We start from the raw sequence: 17,834 nt of genomic DNA on the forward strand, positions 1-17,834 counted from the left end.
CACGGACGGCGCGACGGGGCCGGGCCCCGGGCACCCGCGGGTGTCGGCGCCGCTGCCGCGCGCCGCCCGGCTCCTCGACGAGCTGGGGCTCGCCCGGGCCACCCCGGCGTCGCTGCTGGCGCGCTGGGCGGCCGCGGCGGACGATCCCGACTCGCTCGGCGGGCGGGTGTGGGCGGTGCTCGGCGCCGGGCCGCGCGGTCCCGTCGGCCTCGACCTGGCGGCGGACGGACCGCATCTGCTGGTCGAGGGTCCGGCGGGCAGCGGCCGGACGGAGCTGTTGCGTTCGGTGGTCGCCTCGCTCGCCGCCGCCGAGCGGCCCGACCGGCTCGGGATCGTCCTGGTCGACGGCCGCAGCGACGGTCCGGGCGGGGCCGCGGAGCGCGCCGAGGGCCTGCGCGTCTGCACGGACCTGCCGCACGTCACGACGCACCTCGCGGTCAACGACCCGGTCCGCATGCGGGAGTTCGCCCAGTCGCTGTCGACCGAGCTGAAGCGGCGGGCCGAGCTGACCGGGCGCACCCACTTCGCCGAGTGGCACACCCAGCGGGCGGTCTCGGGGCACATGGTCGCGCAGCGGCCGGCGCCGGGCGGCCCGCCCGCGGCCGGTGCCGGGGACCTGGAGGCGCCGCCGAGCTCGACCCTGCGGCTGCGGCCGGGCGCGGGGCGCGAGAAGAAGCCGGGGGCCGCCTCGCCGCTGCCCCGCCTTGTCGTGGTGGTCGACGATCTGGACGGGCTGCTCGCGCCGCCGCTCGGGTCGCCGGGCCGGCCCGCGGCGGGGTCCGTCGTGCGGGCCCTGGAGGCGGTGGCGCGCGACGGGGAGCGGCTCGGCGTGCATCTCGTCGCGGCGTACGCCTCGGGCGGCGGCCCGCAGTGGACGGCCTCGCCGGTCGTCGTGCTCGATGTGCCCGGGGGCGGTGCGGAGGATCCGGCGCCGGGCCGCGGGCTGCTGCGCGGGGCGGACGGCCGCGTGACCGAGGTGCAGTCGGGCCGGGTGACGGGGCGGATCCCGCGGACCGCGACGCAGCGGCCGACCGTCGTGGCGCTGGACTGGGCGCGCATGGGCGATCCCCCGGACCGGCGCCCGGTACGGGAGTTGGGGAACGGGCCGACCGATCTGGCCCTGCTGGCCAGTGCGTTGGAGCGGGCGGCGCGGTCGGTGTCCGCGCACGAGGTGCCGTCGCTGCTGTAGGCCGTGTCCGGGACGCCCCCGCGGCCTGCTGCCCGCGTCCCGCGCGGCCGGGGCGGTGCCGGTCGCGCCCCGGCCTTCTTCGACCCGGAATCCAGGCTCCCGGGGGATTGTGCAAGCCGTGGGCGTAGAACGGCGCGAGTGGGAGAGTAGTCACAGCAGCTTTCAGCGTTCGGAGTTCACTGATTCAGAGCCAGATCAGAACCGGAACGGGGCAGTGATGCGCAGCACTTCACGTACCAGAGCACTTCGCACGGCCGCCGTGGCACTCGTCGCGGGCTCGCTCGCCCTCGGCCTCACCTCCTGCGGGGGCGACGGCGACACGAAGGACGAGGGCGACGGCGGAAGCACCGGCGGCGCCGGCAAGCCGACGGTGACGCTGCCCAAGCTCGACGGGCAGACCCTGGAGGTCGCCGCGGTCTGGACGGGGCCGGAGCAGAAGAACTTCACCAAGGTCCTCGACGAGTTCGAGAAGCGGACCGGCGCCACGGTGAACTTCGTGCCGACGGGCAACAACACCTCCACGTTCCTCGGTACCAAGATCGAGGGCGGCAAGCCGCCGGACGTCGCGTTCCTGCCCCAGGTCGGCGTGCTCCAGCAGTTCGCGGACAAGGGCTGGCTCAAGCCGCTCGGCGCGGAGGCCCAGGCCCAGCTCGACAAGAACTTCAGCCAGGGCTGGAAGGACCTCGGCGCCTGGAAGGGCAAGCAGTACGGCGCCTATGTGAAGGCCGCCAACAAGTCGCTGGTCTGGTACAACGCGCAGGCCTTCGAGGACGCCGGGATCAGCGCGCCGCCGAAGACGTGGCCGGACTTCGTGAAGACCGCGCAGACCCTGTCGGACGCGGGCACGCCGCCGGTGTCCGTGGGCGGCGGCGACGGCTGGGTGCTGACGGACTGGTTCGAGAACGTCTACCTGTCGCAGGCGGGCCCGGAGAAGTACGACCAGCTCGCCCAGCACAAGATCAAGTGGACCGACCCCTCGGTGAAGAAGGCGCTGGAGACCCTCGCCGAGCTGTGGGGGAACGACGAGCTGATCGCGGGCGGCGCGGGCAAGGCGCTGCAGACGGACTTCCCGAAGTCGGTGGTGCAGACGTTCTCCGGCGACACCCCGGCGGGCATGGTCTACGAGGGCGACTTCGCCGCGGCGAACATCAACGCGGACACGAAGGCGAAGGTCGGCACCGACGCGAAGGTGTTCCCGTTCCCCGCGGTCGGCTCCGACTCCCCCGTGGTCAGCGGCGGCGACGTCGCGGTCGCGCTCAAGGACGGCAAGGGCGCCCAGGCGCTCCTGACCTTCCTCGCCTCGACCGACGCGGCCGGGATCTGGGCGGCGCAGGGCGGAGTCATCTCGCCCAACAAGGAGCTGGACCCGAAGGCGTACAAGGACGACGTGACCCGCGGCATCGCGAAGGCGCTGCTCGCGGCGGGCGACGACTTCCGCTTCGACATGTCCGACCAGGCCCCGGCGGCGTTCGGCGGCACCCAGGGCGTCGGCGAGTGGAAGGACCTCCAGGACTTCCTGCGCAATCCGAAGGACGTGGCCGGCGCCCAGAAGAAGCTCGAGGCGGACGCGGCCAAGGCCTACGGGAACGGCTGACGGACCGCGATGTCGGCCGCCTCGGGCGTCGCGCCGGTGTCCCCTGCCCGCACGCAGGGCCCGCGCGCAAGGAAGAGCGTGACGCGCACACGCTGGTGGGTGGTGGGGCTGTTCCTGCTGCCCGCCCTGGTGCTGCTCGGCGCGCTCGTGGTCTACCCGATCGGGTACTCGGTGTGGCGCAGCCTGTACGACACGGGCGGCGACACCTTCGTGGGACTGGACAACTACGGCGACATCTTCCGTGACGACCGCACCCTGAAGGCCGTGCGGAACACGGCGATCTGGGTGGCGGTCGCCCCCGCCCTGGTCACCGCGCTCGGCCTGGTCTTCGCCGTGCTGACCGAACGGGTGCGCTTCGGCACGGCGTTCAAGCTGATCGTCTTCATGCCGATGGCGATCTCGATGCTGGCGGCGGGCATCATCTTCCGCCTGGTCTACGAGCAGGACCCGGACCAGGGCGTGGCGAACGCGGTGGTGACGTCGGTGCACGACACGTTCGCGAACGCCTCGCAGTATCCGGGGGCGCATCCCGCGGCGGGTGGTGACCTGAAGAAGTCCGGGGGCGGATCCTTCACCTCGGACGCCACCGTGGCGGCCGGCTCCCCCGCCCTGCTGCCGCTGGTGGGGATCCCGCCGGACAAGGTGCCGGGCGACCCGGGCCCCGCGCGGGCCGCGAGCGCCGAGCCGGGCCGGGTCACCGGCACCGTGTGGCTCGACTTCAAGCTGGGCGGCGGCGGGACGAAGGGGCGGGTCGACGCGGGCGAGAAGGCGCTGACCGGCGTGACGGTGGAGGCGGTCAGGGGCGGGAAGGTGGTGGCGTCGGCGACGTCCGGCGACGACGGCAGGTTCACCCTGCCCGCGTCCGCGCAGGGCGCCGCCCTGCGGCTGCCGGGCTCCAACTTCACGGAGCCGTACAACGGCGTCGACTGGCTGGGCCCGGCCCTCGTCACCCCGGCGATCATCGCCTCGTACATCTGGATGTGGGCGGGCTTCGCGATGGTGCTGATCGCGGCGGGCCTCGCGAGCGTGGACCGCAATCTGCTGGAGGCGGCGCGGGTCGACGGTGCCAACGAGTGGCAGGTGTTCCGGCGGATCACGGTGCCGCTGCTCGCACCGGTCCTCGTCGTCGTCATGGTCACGCTGATGATCAACGTGATGAAGGTCTTCGACCTCGTCTACATCATCGCGCCGCAGGCCAGCCAGGACGACGCCAACGTCCTCGCGCTGCAGTTGTACCTGGCCTCGTTCGGCGGTGGCGGCAACTACGGCGTCGGCAGCGCGATCGGTGTGCTGCTCCTGCTCCTCGTGGTGCCGGTGATGATCGTCAATCTGCGCAGACTGCGGAAGGAGCGGCAGCGGTGAGCGCCCTCGGTTCCTCCGGTGCGTCCGGCACCCCCGGCGCGGCCCGACGGCTGGCGAGCGCCGTCACGGGTGGCGCCGTGCGGATCTTCCTGCTGGTCGTGGGCCTGTTCTGGCTGGTCCCGACGTTCGGCCTGCTGGTCTCCTCGTTCCGGGAGCCCACCGACATCGCGACGTCGGGCTGGTGGAAGGTGTTCACGGCCCCGGCCCAGCTGACGACGAAGAGCTACGAACAGCTGCTGCAGAACGACGACATCACCAGCGCGCTGTTCAACACGGTCTGGATCACGGTGCCGTCCACGCTCCTGGTCATCGTGATCGGGTCGATGGCCGGGTACGCGTTCGCCTGCATGGACTTCAAGGGGCGCGACACCTGGTTCATGACGGTGGTGGCGCTGCTCGTGGTGCCGGTGCAGATCGCGCTGATCCCGCTGTCGCGGCTCTTCCGCGACCTGGGCATCTTCGGGGACGTGATCGGCGTGGTGCTGTTCCACGTCGGGTTCGGTCTGCCGTTCGCGATCTTCCTGCTGCGGAACTTCTTCGCGGAGATTCCCAAGGAGCTGATCGAGGCGGCCCGGCTGGACGGGGCGGGCGAGGCGCGGCTGTTCGTGCGGGTGGTGATGCCGCTGGCCACACCGGCGATCGCCTCGCTCGGCATCTTCCAGTTCCTGTGGGTGTGGAACGACATGCTGGTGGCGCTGATCTTCTCCGACTCGCAGTCGCAGCCGCTGACGGTGGCGTTGCAGCAGCAGGTGCGGCAGTTCGGCTCGAACATCGAGATCCTCGCGCCGGGCGCGTTCCTGTCGATGGTGATCCCGCTGGCGGTGTTCTTCGCGTTCCAGCGGCAGTTCGTGTCCGGGGTCATGGCGGGCGCCGTCAAGTAGCGGTGCGGGCCCGGGCGTTCGCCGTGCGGCGCCCGGGCCCGTCGCGCCCCGTCACTCCCCGAGGAACAGCTTCCGTACGACGCGCTCGGCGGCGTGTCCGTCGTCGTAGGGGCAGAAGCGGTCCCGGAAGGCGCTGCGCAGGGCGGTCGTCGCGGCCGTGTCCCAGCCGCCGCCGCGCAGCAGCTCGGTGAGCTCGTCCTGGGTGGTGGCGACGGCTCCCGGGGTGTCGCCGGGGCGGCCGGAGAGCAGGTCGAAGTAGGTGCCGCGGGCCAGCCGGTAGGCCTGCCAGTCGGGGGCGTAGGTGACGATGGGCCGGTCGAGGCAGGCGTAGTCGAACATGAGGGACGAGTAGTCGGTGACGAGGGCGTCGGCGGCGAGGCAGAGGTCCTCCACGCGGGGGTGCGCGGTGACGTCGCGCAGCCGGGGGTGGGCGTCGGCGAGGGCCGCCTCGGCCGCGTAGAAGTAGTGGGCGCGGACCAGGACGACGGTGTCGTCACCGAGGGAGTCGGCGAGGCGGGCGAGGTCGAGGCGGGGCCGGAAGCCCTTCTGGTAGTCGCGGTGGGTCGGCGCGTAGAGGAGCGCGCGCTGTCCGTCGGCGAGGCCGAGCCCGGTGCGGATGCGTCGGATCTCCTCGTCGGAGGTGCGGAAGTAGACGTCGTTGCGCGGGTATCCGGCCTCCAGCGGGGCGTAGGCCGCGGAGGGGTAGACGCGCTCCCACACCTCGGTGGAGTGCGGGTTCGCGGAGAGGCTGTAGTCCCACTGGTCGGTGTGGGCGAGGACCTTGGCGAAGCTGATGCCGTGGGTGCCCGCCGGGTAGCGGCGCTGGTCGAGGCCCATCTTCTTGAGCGGCGTGCCGTGGTGGGTCTGGAGGTAGACCTGGCCGGGGCGCTTGGTGAAGCCGCCGGGGAACGAGGAGTTGTTGACGAGGTACTTCGCGGTGGCCATCACCTGCCAGTAGCGGCGGGAGCCCTCGATGACGTGCGGGACGCCGTCGGGGACCTGGCCGGCGTGCTTGCCGGAGACGACGAACACGCCGTCGATGTGCGGGGCGAGTTCGCGGGCGCGGGCATGCACGGCGGCGGGGTTGCAGCTGACGCCCCGGTTCCAGTAGGCGCCGTAGACGGCGAGCGTGGGGTCGAGCCGGGAGGTGTGCAGGTCGGTGCGGTAGGCGGCGCGCATGAGTCCGGCCCGGAGCTTCTTCTTCTGCCGGGCGAGGCGGCCGCGCAGCGCCTCGCGGCGTTCGTCGCCGCGGGCCGTCCTGCGGTAGGCGCTCCAGGAGCCGTCGGCGAGCGCCTGCTCGCGGGGTCCGCCGGGGGTGTGTCCCGCGGGGCGGTGGGCGCGGTGCAGTTCGGCGGCGAGCCGGAAGAGTCCGGGCCGGTCGCCGGGCGTGGTGCGGGTCTCGTCGTCGAGCACGGCGAGGACCCGGGTGATCGCGTACGGGAAGAGGCGGGCGCCCGCGGGTCCGGCGAGGAGTTCGCCGTAGCGCTCCACGACCGCGCGGTGCTGCTCGCCCGGCGTCTGGGCGAGGCCGCCCGTGCGACGGCGGCGCCAGCGGACGCAGGCCCGGGGCAGGGTCGCGACGCGCTCTGCCTCCAGGACGGCCCGGTGCGCGGGGACGACGTCCTCGTAGGGGCCCTGCGGGGTGAAGGCGAGGGCGCGCGCGGTCCAGAAGTCGCGGCGGACGGCGCGGTTCCAGGCGGCGGGGGTGACGGCGAGGGGGTCGCCGCAGGTGAGGTCGTCGTCGCTCGCGCGGACGGTGTCCCACCAGTCGGTGCTGTCGTGGTCGTAGAGCAGGACGTCGGGGTCCTTCTCCTCCGTGAGGGCGGCGTCGATCGCGCCGAGGGCGCCGGGCAGCAGGAGGTCGTCCGCATCGAGGAAGAGCAGGTAGTCACCGGTGGCGGCGCGGATCCCGGCGTTGCGCGCGGCGCCCGCGCCGGTGTGCTCGGGGAGCGCGAGGGCCCGCACGCGCGGGTCCCGGCCGGCGTACTCGGCGGCGATCGCGCCGCCGGTGTCGGGCGAGCCGTCGTCGACGACGAGGGCCTCCCAGTCGGTGAAGCTCTGGGCGAGGACGGAGTCCAGGCTCTCGCGGAGGTAGCCCTGGGCACGGAAGGCGGGAACAATAACGGAGAATCGGGACATAGCACCAGACGTTAGGGCCTGCTCGCCGGGGATGGCGGAACGGGTGACATCCCCTCACCCGCACGGACCAGTTCAGGCAAAAGATCGGGCGAGACCGGGCACATCGGTCAAATGCCCCACACGTCTCGACTCCCCCGCCTCAGCGTCGTCGTCCCGGTCCACAACGTCGAGGACCAGCTGGCCGACTGCCTCACGTCGATCGCCGCGCAGACCGTCCGCGACCTGGAGGTCGTCCTCGTCGACGACGGCTCCACCGACGGCAGCTCCGCGCTCGCCCGCACCTTCGCGGCCGGCGACCCCCGCTTCCGCTACGTCCGGCAGGACAACGCCGGGCTGAGCGCCGCCCGCAACACCGGTGTCCGGTACGCCGACCCGCACGTCCCCTATCTGACGTTCGTGGACAGCGACGACGTCGTGCCGCACGACGCGTACGAGCGGATGATCACCAGCCTGGAGCGGACCGGCTCCGACTTCGCGACCGGCAACGTGTGGCGGCTGACCGAGCGCGGCCGGACCCAGGCCTGGCAGTACACGTGGCTCACCCGGCCCCGCGAGCGCACCCACATCACGCGCGACCCCGAGCTGCTGTCCGACCGCGTCGCCTGGAACAAGGTCTTCCGGCGCTCCTTCTGGGACCGCCACGGCCTCGCCTTCCCCGAGGGCCGGCTCTACGAGGACACACCGGTCATGATCCCCGCCCACTTCCTGGCCGAGCAGGTCGACGTGCTCGCCGCGCACGTCTACTACTGGCGGGTCCGCGAGGGGTCGATCACCCGCCGCCGCACCGACGTGAAGGGCGTACGGGACCGGGTCGCGGCCTGCGACCACGTCAGCCGCTTCCTCGCCGACCGCTTCCCGGACCGGCCCGAGATCAAGCGCACCTACGACGCGTCCTGCCTGCGCGACGACTTCGTGTACTTCCTCGACGGGCTGCCGATGGGCGGGCCCGCCTACCGGCAGGCGTTCCTCGACGACACGGCCGCGTTCCTGCGCCGCGCCGACCCGGACATCGCCGAGCGGCTCCCCCTCGACCTGCGCGTGAAGTGGCACCTCGTGCGCGAGCGGCGCCTCGACGACCTGATCCGGCTGCTCGCCTTCCAGCAGCGCAACGGCACCGCCTGCGAGATCCGCGGCACCCTGCGCCGCACCGCCACCTACCCGGGCCTGCCCCGGCTGCCCGAGGCCCTCACCCGCGTCGGCAAGGACGAGATGCCGGTCGTCGCCCGGGTACGCGAGACGGCCTGGGACGCCGACGGCACGCTGCGGATCAGCGGCTACGCGTACGTGAAGAACCTGGCGGCCGAGCGCCCCGCGCACTCCGTGAAGACCGGCCTGCTGCGCGCCGAGGGCAGCCGCCACCAGGTGCGCCGGGTGCCGACCCGCACCGTCGCCGACCCGGCCGCGACGGTCAACTCCCGCCAGGAACTGCACAGTTACGACCACGCCGGGTTCACCATGACGATCGACCCGCGCAGGCTGCGGACCCGGGGCCGGTACCGCCCCGGCACCTGGCAGCTCGGCGTGCTGCTCGCCGGGCACGGCCTGGTGCGACGGGCCGCACTGCGCGCCGTCGAGGGCTCGGCCCACCAGCACCTCGTGCGCGAACTCGGCGACGGCACCCGGCTCGTCGTCGCGCACACCGGCGGCCGGCTCGTCCTGAAGATCGTCGCGTACGCCGCCCTGGCCGACGACCACCACACGGACGGCGGCGACCTCGTCCTCGCCGGCCGGCTGCACGACGGCGCCGAACCCCGCTCCCTGCGCCTGACCCACCCGCACTCGGGCACCGAGTTCCTCCTCCCGGTGACCTGCGCGGGCGGCCGCTTCCTCGTCCGGGTGCCGCTCGCCGACCTGGCCGCCGTGCCCGAGCCGCCGCACCGGGCACCCAAGGAGGTCGAGCCGCCGCACGGCGACCGCTGGCAGGTCAACCTCGTGCTGCCCGACGGCTCGGCCCGCTCGGTCGCCGCAGCCCTCGACCTGCCGCCGGGCCGCTACCCCGCGTCCGGCCGCGAGGTGTGCGCGAGCGCCAACGACCGCGGCCAGCTGGTGATCGAGCTGACCCGGCAGCCCGTCGCCGACACCGCCGAGTGGGCCGAGGACGGCACGCTCACCGTCGCCGGCAGCGCGGGCGAACGCTCCTGGCGGTCCCCCGAGCTGGTCCTGCGGCACAGCGCCACCACCGAGGAGATCACCACAGCGGTGGCCCGCAGCGGCGACCGCTTCCGCGCCGTCCTCGCACCGGAGCGGCTCGGCGCGGGGCGCTGGTACGCCTTCCTGCGCGAGGCCGACGACCGGCGCGGGGACGGCGTCCCGGTCCGGGTGCTCGCCTCGGTCGGCGCGACCCTGCCCGGACACCGGCCGCGCCCCGGGCGGGAGTTCACCGTCGACCGGCGCTTCGGCGACCGGCTGCTCGTCGAGGCGGGACCCGCGCTGCCCACAGCCGACCGCGGCGCCTACCGCGCCCGGCTGCTGCGCACCGAGCACTACCCGGCCCAGCGCCGCCTCCCGCTGCGCGACGCGGTCCTGTACGTCGACGGGGACTCGCCGCGCGCCGTGCACGCCGAGCTCGTCCGGCGCGGCACCGAGGTCGAGCACGTGTGGGTGACGCGCGACGGACGCACCCGGGTCCCGGCGGCCGCCCGCGGTGTCGAGGAGTTCTCCGCCGACTGGTACGCCGCCCTCGCCCGCTGCCGCCGCATCGTCACCGCCCACCACCTGCCCGACTTCTTCGAGCGGCGCGAAGGCCAGACCGTCGTGCAGACCTGGGACGGCGCCCCGCTCAAGCGCATCGGCAGCGACCTCACCGACAGCCTCTACGCGGACCACGACCGGCTGGCCATGCTGCCGGGGCTGGCCCGCCAGTGGAACGTCCTGGTCACGCCGTCGCGCTGGTCCGAGCCGCACCTGACCCGCGCCCTCGGCTACGACGGGGAGGTCCTGCCCGCCGGATCCCCGCGCAACGACGTGCTGTTCACCACGCCCGACGACCGTGAGAAGCGGGTCGAGCGGCTGCGCCGAGAGCTCGGCATCGACGCGGGCAGGCGGATCGTGCTGTACGCGCCGACCTACCGCGACCACCTCGCGCAGGGCCCCGGGCACTTCCGGCACGATCCGGCCTTCGACTTCGCCGCCGCCGAACGGGCGCTCGCCGCCGACCACGTCCTGCTCGTGCGCAGGCACCCGCGCGCGCGGGGCCGCCTGCCCGGCGCCCGCGCGCCCTTCGTGCGCGACGTCACGGACCTGCCGAGCGCCGCCGAACTGCTGCTCGTCGCCGACGTCCTGGTCACCGACTACTCGTCCCTGGCCTTCGACTTCGCGCACACCGGCCGCCCGATCCTGTTCCACACGTACGACCTGGAGCACTACCGGGACACGGTGCGCGGCTTCTACGTCGACCTGGAGAAGCACGCGCCCGGGCCGCTGCTGCCGACCACGACCGGGGTGATCGCCGCGCTGCGCGACCTGGACCGGGTCGCGGCCCGGCACGCGAAGGCGTACGCCGCGTTCCGCAGCGCCTACTGCGACCTGGACGACGGCGGCGCGGCGGCCCGGGTCGCGGATCGGCTGCTGCGATGACGGCGCCGGTCACCGCCGCGGCCCTCACCCGCCGGGCGCTGCGCGGGGCCACGGCCCTGCGCGGCGGCCGCGCCTGGCGGCCGACCCCGTTCTTCGTCTTCGGCGGTCTGTTCTGGCTCGTCATGACGCTCGCGTACTGGCGGGTGCCGATGTGCTGCGACTTCGGGCAGCACGCGGCGGTCGTGGAACGCCTGCGGGCCAGTCTGCTGCACCCCCGCCACCCCATGGCCGACCTGCCGGGCGCGGGCAGCCCGTACTACTCCCCCTACGCTCTCTCCCAGGGCGTCCTCGCGCGGCTCACCGGGCTGACCGGCTGGGAGGTCGTCAAGCTCGCGGGGCCTGCGAACCTCCTCGTCCTGCTGACCGGGCTCGACCGGTTCGTCCGGGCCCTGACGCCCCGTCAGTGGGCTCCGGTCCTCGCCCTGTTGTTCATGACGGTCCTGTGGGGCACCCGCACGGCCTGGTGGAGCGGCTATCTCGGCCTGCTCTCGATGACGGGCAACCTCGGCTACCCGTCCACGTGCGCGATCGGCCTGACGTTCTGGGCGTGGGGCTGGGCGCTCGGGCTGCGCCGCAGAGCGGGGCGGTGGTGGGAGTACCCGGCGTTCGGGGTGCTCGTCGCCGCGATCCTGCTGACCCACCCGATCACCGCGGTGGCGACCCTGATCGGGACGGTCTGCGTGCTCGCGGGCACCGGCCCGTCCCCGTCGGCGGCCGCGCCACGGAACGCGGCGGGCCCGCTCACCGGCTGGACGACGGCGGCCCTCGCCTGCGCGGCCGCCACCCTGACCTGGCCCTACTACAGCGTCACGGCCCTCGTCGGGAACACCAGCCTCGACGGCATCCACCGGCAGCTCTACACCGAGATGCCCGCCAAGTTCTGGCTCGCGTTCCTCGGCCTGCCCGTCCTGTGGGCCCGGTTCCGCCGGGCGCCGCGCGATCCGCTGGTCCTGATGTTCGCCCTGGACGCGCTGGTCGTCGCGTACGGCTGGCTGAGCGGCCACTACACGTACGGCCGGATCCTGGGCCTGTCCCTGGTGCCCCTCCAGTTCTCGCTGGCGATCGCGCTCGCGGCGCCGCGCCCCTGGCACCGCACGCGCCGCACGCTCGGGCTGGCCGCGGCGGCCGGGGCGCTGCTCGGGTTCCTGTCGGTGCAGGCCGGCGCCGTCGTGCCGCGCTACTTCGCGCAACCGCCCGACTGGCCCGCGTACACCTGGGCGGCGCAGCACGTGCCGCCCGGCGACGTGGTCCTGACCGACAGCTACCAGGCCACCAGGTCGCTGCCCGCGTACGGGCCGAACCTCGTCGCCCCCGCGTGGCCGGACCCCGCGCTGGACGAGGCGGAGCGGCAGCGCCGGCTCGCGGCCGTGCGCGAGTACCTGTCCCCGCGGTCCACCCGCCCGGAGCGGACGGCCCTCGCGCGCCGCTACGGCGTGCACTGGCTGCTGCTCGGCAAGGAGCAGCGGCTGCCCGCGGAGGCCGTGGTCGTCGCGTGGAGCCCCCGGACCGGCGAGGTGCTCGCGCGGGTGAACGGGGGCTCTCCGAGGACGCGGTGAGGGCTACTCGACGACGAGGTCGACGTCGATGTTCCCCCGCGTCGCGTTCGAGTACGGGCAGACCTGGTGGGCCTGCTCGACCAGCTTGCGGCCGGTCTCGGCGTCGACCGTGTCGGGCAGCTCGACGCGCAGCACGACCGCGAGGCCGAAGCCCTCGCCCTGCTTGCCGATGGAGACCTCGGCGGTGACGGCGGCGTCCGACACGTCGACCTTGGCGGCGCGGCCGACGACCCCGAGCGCGCTGCCGAAGCAGGCGGCGTACCCGGCGGCGAACAGCTGCTCCGGGTTCGACCCCCGGCCGTTGCCGCCCATCGACTCCGGGATGCCGAGCTCGAGGTCGATCACGCCGTCGGAGGAGACGGCGCGGCCGTCCCGGCCGTGGGTGGCGGTGGCGACGGCGGTGTAGAGGGCGTCCATGAGGTCCTGCCTCTCGGTGCGGGGAAGCGGTGCGTGCCGGGTCGGCACGGCGCCGTTCTGACAGCACCCAGTAGAGCACTCAATTCAATCTTGCGCAACTAAGTTGTGTGCAACTCAATCGCGCGATCGTCTACCCTGGATCCATGACGGACGCCCAGGACAGCCAGGACACCGAAGACACCGAGGACGCCGAGGACGCCGAGGACACCGAGGACACCGAGAACCCGCTGCGGCTCGACCTCCAGATCTGCTTCGCGCTGAACGCGGCCTCCCGCGCCTTCGGCGGCGTCTACCGCACGCTCCTCAAGGACCTGGACCTCACCTACCCCCAGTACCTGGTCATGCTGGTGCTCTGGGAGGACGGCGAGGCACCCGTCAAGCGGCTCGGCGAGCGGCTCCGGCTCGACTCCGGCACCCTCTCGCCGCTGCTCAAGCGACTCGAGGCGAGCGGCCTCGTGCGCCGCGAGCGCAGCACCCGCGACGAGCGCTCCGTGCTCGTCGCGCTCACCGGGGCGGGCGAGGAGCTGCGCGAGCGGGCCGAGGAGGTGCCGCTGCGGATCGCCCGGGCGACCGGGTTCGAGCTGGCCGAGATCGAGGACCTGCGCCGACGGCTGCTGCGCCTCACGGACGCGCTGGACTCCGCGACGCTCTGAGCCGTGGCGCCCCGACCCGCGACGCGTTCACCCGTGGCGCGTTCACCCGACGCCCCACCCGGGGTTCACATGACCGTCATGTCCGAGTTCGCCTGTTTTCTTCCATAAGCGCCCTAAAGTTTCCGGTGTGGATCCGAAAACGACCGGCGGGGCCCCGGCCACCGCACCCCCGCCGGCGCCGCCCCGCGTCACCGTCGTCGTGATCGCCCACGACGACGCCGCGCACGTGGCCACCGCGGTCCGCTCCGCGCTCGCCCAGGGCGCCTCCGTCGCCGAGGTCGTCGCCGTCGACGACGCGTCCACCGACGGCACCGGGCCGCTCCTCGACGCCCTGGCCGCCGACGAGCCCCGGCTCACCGTCGTGCACCGCACCGCCAACAGCGGCGGCTGCGGCACCCCGCGCAACGACGGGCTCGACCGCACCACGACGCCCTACGTGATGTTCCTCGACAGCGACGACGTGCTGCCGCCCGGCGCCACCGACGCCCTCCTCACCGCCGCCCGGCTGCACGGCACCGACCTCGTCTCCGGCCTGTGCGTACGCCGCGAGCTCCCCTCCGGCCAGGAGACCCCCTGGCTCGCCCGGCTCTACGCACGGCCCGCGCTGATCCCCGAACCCGCGCACCGGCCCGCGCTCGTCCGCGACACCCTCTGCGTCAACAAGCTCTACCGCACCGGCTTCCTGCGCGACCACGGCGTCCGCTTCCCCGAAGGACGCTGCCTGTACGAGGACTTCGTCTTCACCGCGCGCGTCCTCGCCGCCCGGCCGCGCACCGCGCTGATCCCCGACACCGTCTACGTGTGGCAGGTGCGCCGCACCGCCGAACGACTCTCCCTGTCCCTCGACCGCTCCGGCATCGGCAACTGGCAGGCCCGCCTCGACGCCCACCGGACCGCCGTCGGCCTCCTCCTCGACGCCGGCGAGAAGCAGCTCGCCCGCGCCGCCCGCACCCACTTCGTCGACCACTCGCTGCGCATGTACGCCCGTGAACTGGGGCTGCGCGACGCCGCGTACCGCACCGCCTGGTGGCAGGCCACCCGCGCCCACCTGGAGACCTTCGACGCCGCCGACCTCGACGCCGCCCCCTCCCCCGGCCGCGTCGTCGGCCGCGTCGTCCTCGCCTCGCCCACGCCCCGCGACCTGCCCCGGCTGCGCGAGATCGCGGCCCGCCCGGCCCGGCTGCTCCCGCCCTACCCCGCGGACCCCGACGGCACCCCGCTCTGGGCCGCCGACCTGCCCGGAGTCCCCCTCGACCACCTGCTCGAACGCCCCGCCCACCTGCTGCCCGTCACCGTCGAGGGCGAGCTGCGCCCCGGCGTGCGCGGCACCCGACTGCGGCTGCGCCTGCACGACCTCTACGGGCGTCTGGCCGAGGCCGGCCCCCGCACGGTCGACGTCACCCTGCTCGACCGGCACCGCGGCGTCCCCGCCCAGCGGCACACGGTCCCCCTGACCGCGGGCGGGCCCGGCGCCCCCTGGACCGCCGAGGCCCGGCTCGACCTGCCGGCCCTCACCCGCACCGGCACCTGGGACATCCGGCTGCGCCTGCACTTCACCGACGCCACCCACCGCGACACCACGCCCCACGCCGCCACCGGCCCCGGCCTCCTGCGCCGCACCGCCCTCCCCAGCCGCCGCCACGGCCTCCTCCTGGTCCAGCCCTACGCCACCCACTCCGGCAGCCTGGCCCTGCGCACGGCCCCGGGCCTGCGCGGCCTCCTCGCAGTGACCCGCCGCCGGGCCTCCCGCCTACTGCGCCGCTGACGGGAACGCCCCCGGATCACCGAGCCGCGACCCGCACACTCAACTGGGCCCCCAGCTCCGCGAACCCCAAAACCCCGGCCACCCGCCGAGAGGCCGCCGGGCGGGCCCGCCCCTGTATCCATACTGGTGATCATGTCAGCGGCCCGCCCGACTGATCTGGGCTTCCCCCAGGATCCCGCTCCCCCTCCCGGAAGGCACCGCCCCATGACCCGTCCCGCCACCCCCGTCGACCACGAACTCGTCGACGCCGCCGCCGAGATCGCCCGGACCCGGGCCCGGGGCGAGCTGCACACCATGGCGGCCGCGGCCCGGGACCGGGACGGGCGGATCGTCACCGCGCTGAACGCCTACCACTTCACCGGCGGGCCCTGCGCCGAGCTGGTCGTCATCGGGGCCGCGGCGGCGCAGGGCGCGTACGACCTGGTCACGATGGTGGCGGTGGGGGACCGCGAGCGCGGGGTCGTACCGCCGTGCGGCCGCTGCCGGCAGGTGCTGCTCGACTGCTTCCCGTCGATCGACGTCATCGTCGGCAACGGCGCCGCCCGCCGCACGCTCCCCGTGACGGACCTGCTCCCGGCGAGCTACGTCTGGGCCGACCACCAGAGCGACGAACAGGCCTGACGGACGGTTCATTCAGTGCCGGATCGGCCCGTACGCCGCGAGCCGGAAGCTCAACTCTCCTTCCCCCCGCCCCGGTTCAGGTACGCGAGGACGGCCAGGACGCGGCGGTGGCCCGTGTCGCTCGGGGGCAGGCCCAGTTTCGCGAAGACGTTGCCGATGTGTTTGCTCACGGCGCGTTCCGTGACGACCAGGCGGGTCGCGATGGTCGTGTTGTCGCGGCCCTCGGCCATCAGGGCCAGGACCTCGCGTTCGCGCGGGGTGAGGGTGTCGAGCGGGTCGTCGCGGCGGCGGGCCAGGAGTTCGGTGACGACCTCGGGGTCGAGGGCCGTGCCGCCGGACGCGACGCGCTCCAGGGCGTCGAGGAACGCGTCGACGCGGCCCACCCGGTCCTTGAGGAGGTAGCCGACGCCGCTCGCCCCGCCGCCGATGAGCTCGGCCGCGTAGGACTCCTCCACGTACTGGGAGAGCACCAGGACGGGCAGGCCGGGCAGGGCGCGGCGGGCCTCCAGGGCGGCCCGCAGGCCCTCGTCGCGGAAGCCGGGCGGCATCCGGACGTCGACGACCGCGATGTCAGGACGGTGCGTGAGGAGCGCGGGCAGCACCTCGGGGCCGGTCCCGGCGACGCCGACGACCTCGTGGCCGGCGGAGCCGAGCAGCAGCACGAGCCCCTCCCGCAACAGCGCGTTGTCCTCCGCGATCACCACACGCACGGCAGCTCCACCTCGATGACGGTCGGTCCTCCGACGGGACTCGAGAGTCGCACGTTCCCGTCCAGCGCGGCCACGCGGCGCCGCATGCCGAGCAGTCCGCTGCCGCCGGACTCGTCCGCGCCGCCGCGCCCCTCGTCCGCGACCCGTACGGTCAACCCCCTTTCCGTCCGGGCCAGTCGGACCTCGGCGCGCGGGCCGCCGCTGTGCTTGGCCGCGTTGGTCACGGCCTCCGCGACGACGAAGTAGGCGGCCGCCTCGACCGCGGCCGGCGCCCGCCCACCCGCCTCGACGCCGTCGTCGCGGACCGCGACGTCGAGCCCGCTGCCCGCCGCCAACGCGCGGACCGCGCCCACGAGTCCGCGGTCGGTCAGGATCGGCGGATGGATGCCGCGCACGACGTGCCGCAGTTCGGCGAGCGCCTCCTCCGCCTGGTCCTGGGCGTCGTCGAGCAGTCGGCGCGCGGCGTCCGGGTCCTTGTCGTACGCGCGCCGGGCCAGCCCGATCCGCATGGACAGCGCGACGAGCCGGGCCTGCGCGCCGTCGTGCAGATCCCGCTCGATGCGCCGCAGTTCGGCGCCGTGCGCGGCGACGGCCCCGGCGCGCGACTCGGTCAGCTCGGTGACCCGCGCGGCGAGTTCCCGCGCACCCGGCGCCGGACCGAGCAGGGCCCGCGACCAGGCCGCGTCCACGTCCGCGAGCCGGGACACGACGGGCAGCACGAGGGCCGGCCGCCGCAGCACCCCGCACCACAGCCCGTCGACGACGGCCCCCACGCAGAACACGAGCAGCCCGGCGTACAGGAGCAGCAGCCCGTATGCGAAGTGCGCGACGAGCCACCGCAGGTCGCGCCAGGTCCCCGGGTCACCGAGCGCCTGCCGCACCCGCTCGCGCAGGGGCCCCTCCAGCCGCACGTACGCCTCGGGGATCCGCCGCCCGGTCCACTCCCCGACCCGCCGCCGCTCGAACGACGCGACCCGGCGCAGCAGCAGGACGGTCTCGGGCAGCACGCCGGCCCCGACGACGAGCAGCGTGAGGATCGCGGTGAACAGCACGAGCGCGACGAACAGGTACGAGACGACGGCGACGGCGGCGCCGACCACGAGGTGCAGCAGCGCCCGCCCGGCCCCTCGCACGGCCTCCTGGATCCCCGGCATGCGGGTCAGCGTAGGCGCCCGACGGGCCCGGGCGCATGGTGGAGCAGGCTCCACCACGGCTCGGGGAGCACGCCCCATGGCGGGCGCGGGGCACCGCCGGGCAGGGTGGAGTCACCCGCCCCACCAGGGGCCCGACCCGAGGGGAATCCGTCATGAAGCAGCTGCTCTGGATGGTCCTGGCCCTGGCCGTCGGCGTGAACGTCGCCAGCAGCCTGAA

14 protein-coding genes are annotated in these 17,834 nt (G+C 74.3%); 10 read left to right on the forward strand and 4 right to left on the reverse strand.

The features are described 5' to 3' along the window. The 4 genes from GTW43_RS32565 to GTW43_RS32580 all read left to right on the forward strand — a co-directional run. Positions 1-1,189 (forward strand): FtsK/SpoIIIE domain-containing protein (locus tag GTW43_RS32565; protein ID WP_272922585.1); only part of this gene is annotated, 1,189 nt, incomplete at its 5' end. 217 nt (positions 1,190-1,406) lie between these two features. Continuing rightward, the gene (locus tag GTW43_RS32570) at positions 1,407-2,783 is read left to right on the forward strand and encodes an ABC transporter substrate-binding protein (protein WP_161305567.1); all 1,377 of its coding nucleotides are present in this window, start codon (positions 1,407-1,409) and stop codon (positions 2,781-2,783) included. Between the two features lie 9 nt (positions 2,784-2,792). Further along, a complete protein-coding gene (locus GTW43_RS32575; protein WP_161305568.1) occupies positions 2,793-4,145 on the forward strand; it encodes a sugar ABC transporter permease in 1,353 nt (450 codons plus the stop codon). Further along, the gene (locus GTW43_RS32580) at positions 4,142-5,026 is read left to right on the forward strand and encodes a carbohydrate ABC transporter permease (protein ID WP_161305569.1); all 885 of its coding nucleotides are present in this window, start codon (positions 4,142-4,144) and stop codon (positions 5,024-5,026) included. Before GTW43_RS32575 ends, GTW43_RS32580 begins: the two co-directional genes overlap by 4 nt. Positions 5,027-5,077: 51 nt before the next feature. Here GTW43_RS32580 and GTW43_RS32585 read toward each other — a convergent pair whose 3' ends face one another. Next, entirely contained in the window at positions 5,078-7,165 is a 2,088-nt protein-coding gene (locus GTW43_RS32585) for a CDP-glycerol glycerophosphotransferase family protein (RefSeq protein WP_161305570.1), read from the reverse strand. Between the two features lie 111 nt (positions 7,166-7,276). Here GTW43_RS32585 and GTW43_RS32590 point away from each other — a divergent pair, with 111 nt between their 5' ends. After that, entirely contained in the window at positions 7,277-10,741 is a 3,465-nt protein-coding gene (locus tag GTW43_RS32590; RefSeq protein ID WP_161305571.1) for a CDP-glycerol glycerophosphotransferase family protein, read from the forward strand. Continuing rightward, positions 10,738-12,297: a hypothetical protein gene (locus GTW43_RS32595; RefSeq protein ID WP_161305572.1), complete on the forward strand. Its 1,560-nt coding sequence runs from the start codon at positions 10,738-10,740 to the stop codon at positions 12,295-12,297. Before GTW43_RS32590 ends, GTW43_RS32595 begins: the two co-directional genes overlap by 4 nt. Before the next feature lie 3 nt (positions 12,298-12,300). Here GTW43_RS32595 and GTW43_RS32600 read toward each other — a convergent pair whose 3' ends face one another. Next, positions 12,301-12,714, reverse strand: a complete 414-nt coding sequence (locus tag GTW43_RS32600) for an organic hydroperoxide resistance protein (protein WP_161305573.1) — start codon at positions 12,712-12,714, stop codon at positions 12,301-12,303. 143 nt (positions 12,715-12,857) lie between these two features. Between GTW43_RS32600 and GTW43_RS32605 the strand changes: the two genes are divergently transcribed. The 3 genes from GTW43_RS32605 (at position 12,858) to GTW43_RS32615 (ending at position 15,753) form a co-directional block, all read left to right on the forward strand. Further along, on the forward strand, positions 12,858-13,367 hold the full coding sequence (locus GTW43_RS32605; protein ID WP_161305574.1) for a MarR family transcriptional regulator: 510 nt from the start codon (positions 12,858-12,860) through the stop codon (positions 13,365-13,367). Between the two features lie 127 nt (positions 13,368-13,494). After that, entirely contained in the window at positions 13,495-15,132 is a 1,638-nt protein-coding gene (locus tag GTW43_RS38565; protein WP_161305575.1) for a glycosyltransferase family 2 protein, read from the forward strand. A 204-nt stretch (positions 15,133-15,336) separates the two neighbouring features. Beyond that, complete coding sequence (locus GTW43_RS32615) at positions 15,337-15,753, forward strand: cytidine deaminase (protein WP_161305576.1); 417 nt, start codon at positions 15,337-15,339, stop codon at positions 15,751-15,753. Positions 15,754-15,803: 50 nt separating this feature from the next. On the opposite strand, the gene GTW43_RS32620 is transcribed toward GTW43_RS32615, so the two are convergent. Continuing rightward, on the reverse strand, positions 15,804-16,463 hold the full coding sequence (locus tag GTW43_RS32620; protein ID WP_161305577.1) for a response regulator transcription factor: 660 nt from the start codon (positions 16,461-16,463) through the stop codon (positions 15,804-15,806). Continuing rightward, the gene (locus GTW43_RS32625; RefSeq protein ID WP_161305579.1) at positions 16,451-17,608 is read right to left on the reverse strand and encodes a sensor histidine kinase; all 1,158 of its coding nucleotides are present in this window, start codon (positions 17,606-17,608) and stop codon (positions 16,451-16,453) included. The genes GTW43_RS32620 and GTW43_RS32625 overlap by 13 nt, the downstream gene beginning before the upstream one ends. A gap of 44 nt (positions 17,609-17,652) precedes the next feature. Between GTW43_RS32625 and GTW43_RS38345 the strand changes: the two genes are divergently transcribed. Beyond that, on the forward strand, positions 17,653-17,834 hold a 182-nt coding region (locus tag GTW43_RS38345), incomplete at its 3' end, for a hypothetical protein (RefSeq protein ID WP_237536930.1).

The sequence above is a fragment of the Streptomyces sp. SID5785 genome, from assembly GCF_009870065.1.
Lineage (GTDB): Bacteria > Actinomycetota > Actinomycetes > Streptomycetales > Streptomycetaceae > Streptomyces.

What these genes read in the sequence shown, in the direction of transcription:
- GTW43_RS32585 (WP_161305570.1), bottom strand. Translation starts at nt 7,165, where the DNA reads ATGTCCCGATTCTCCGTTATTGTTCCCGCCTTCCGTGCCCAGGGCTAC.
- GTW43_RS32595 (WP_161305572.1), top strand. Translation starts at nt 10,738, where the DNA reads ATGACGGCGCCGGTCACCGCCGCGGCCCTCACCCGCCGGGCGCTGCGC.
- GTW43_RS32605 (WP_161305574.1), top strand. Translation starts at nt 12,858, where the DNA reads ATGACGGACGCCCAGGACAGCCAGGACACCGAAGACACCGAGGACGCC.
- GTW43_RS32600 (WP_161305573.1), bottom strand. Translation starts at nt 12,714, where the DNA reads ATGGACGCCCTCTACACCGCCGTCGCCACCGCCACCCACGGCCGGGAC.
- GTW43_RS32615 (WP_161305576.1), top strand. Translation starts at nt 15,337, where the DNA reads ATGACCCGTCCCGCCACCCCCGTCGACCACGAACTCGTCGACGCCGCC.
- GTW43_RS32570 (WP_161305567.1), top strand. Translation starts at nt 1,407, where the DNA reads ATGCGCAGCACTTCACGTACCAGAGCACTTCGCACGGCCGCCGTGGCA.
- GTW43_RS32575 (WP_161305568.1), top strand. Translation starts at nt 2,793, where the DNA reads ATGTCGGCCGCCTCGGGCGTCGCGCCGGTGTCCCCTGCCCGCACGCAG.
- GTW43_RS32590 (WP_161305571.1), top strand. Translation starts at nt 7,277, where the DNA reads ATGCCCCACACGTCTCGACTCCCCCGCCTCAGCGTCGTCGTCCCGGTC.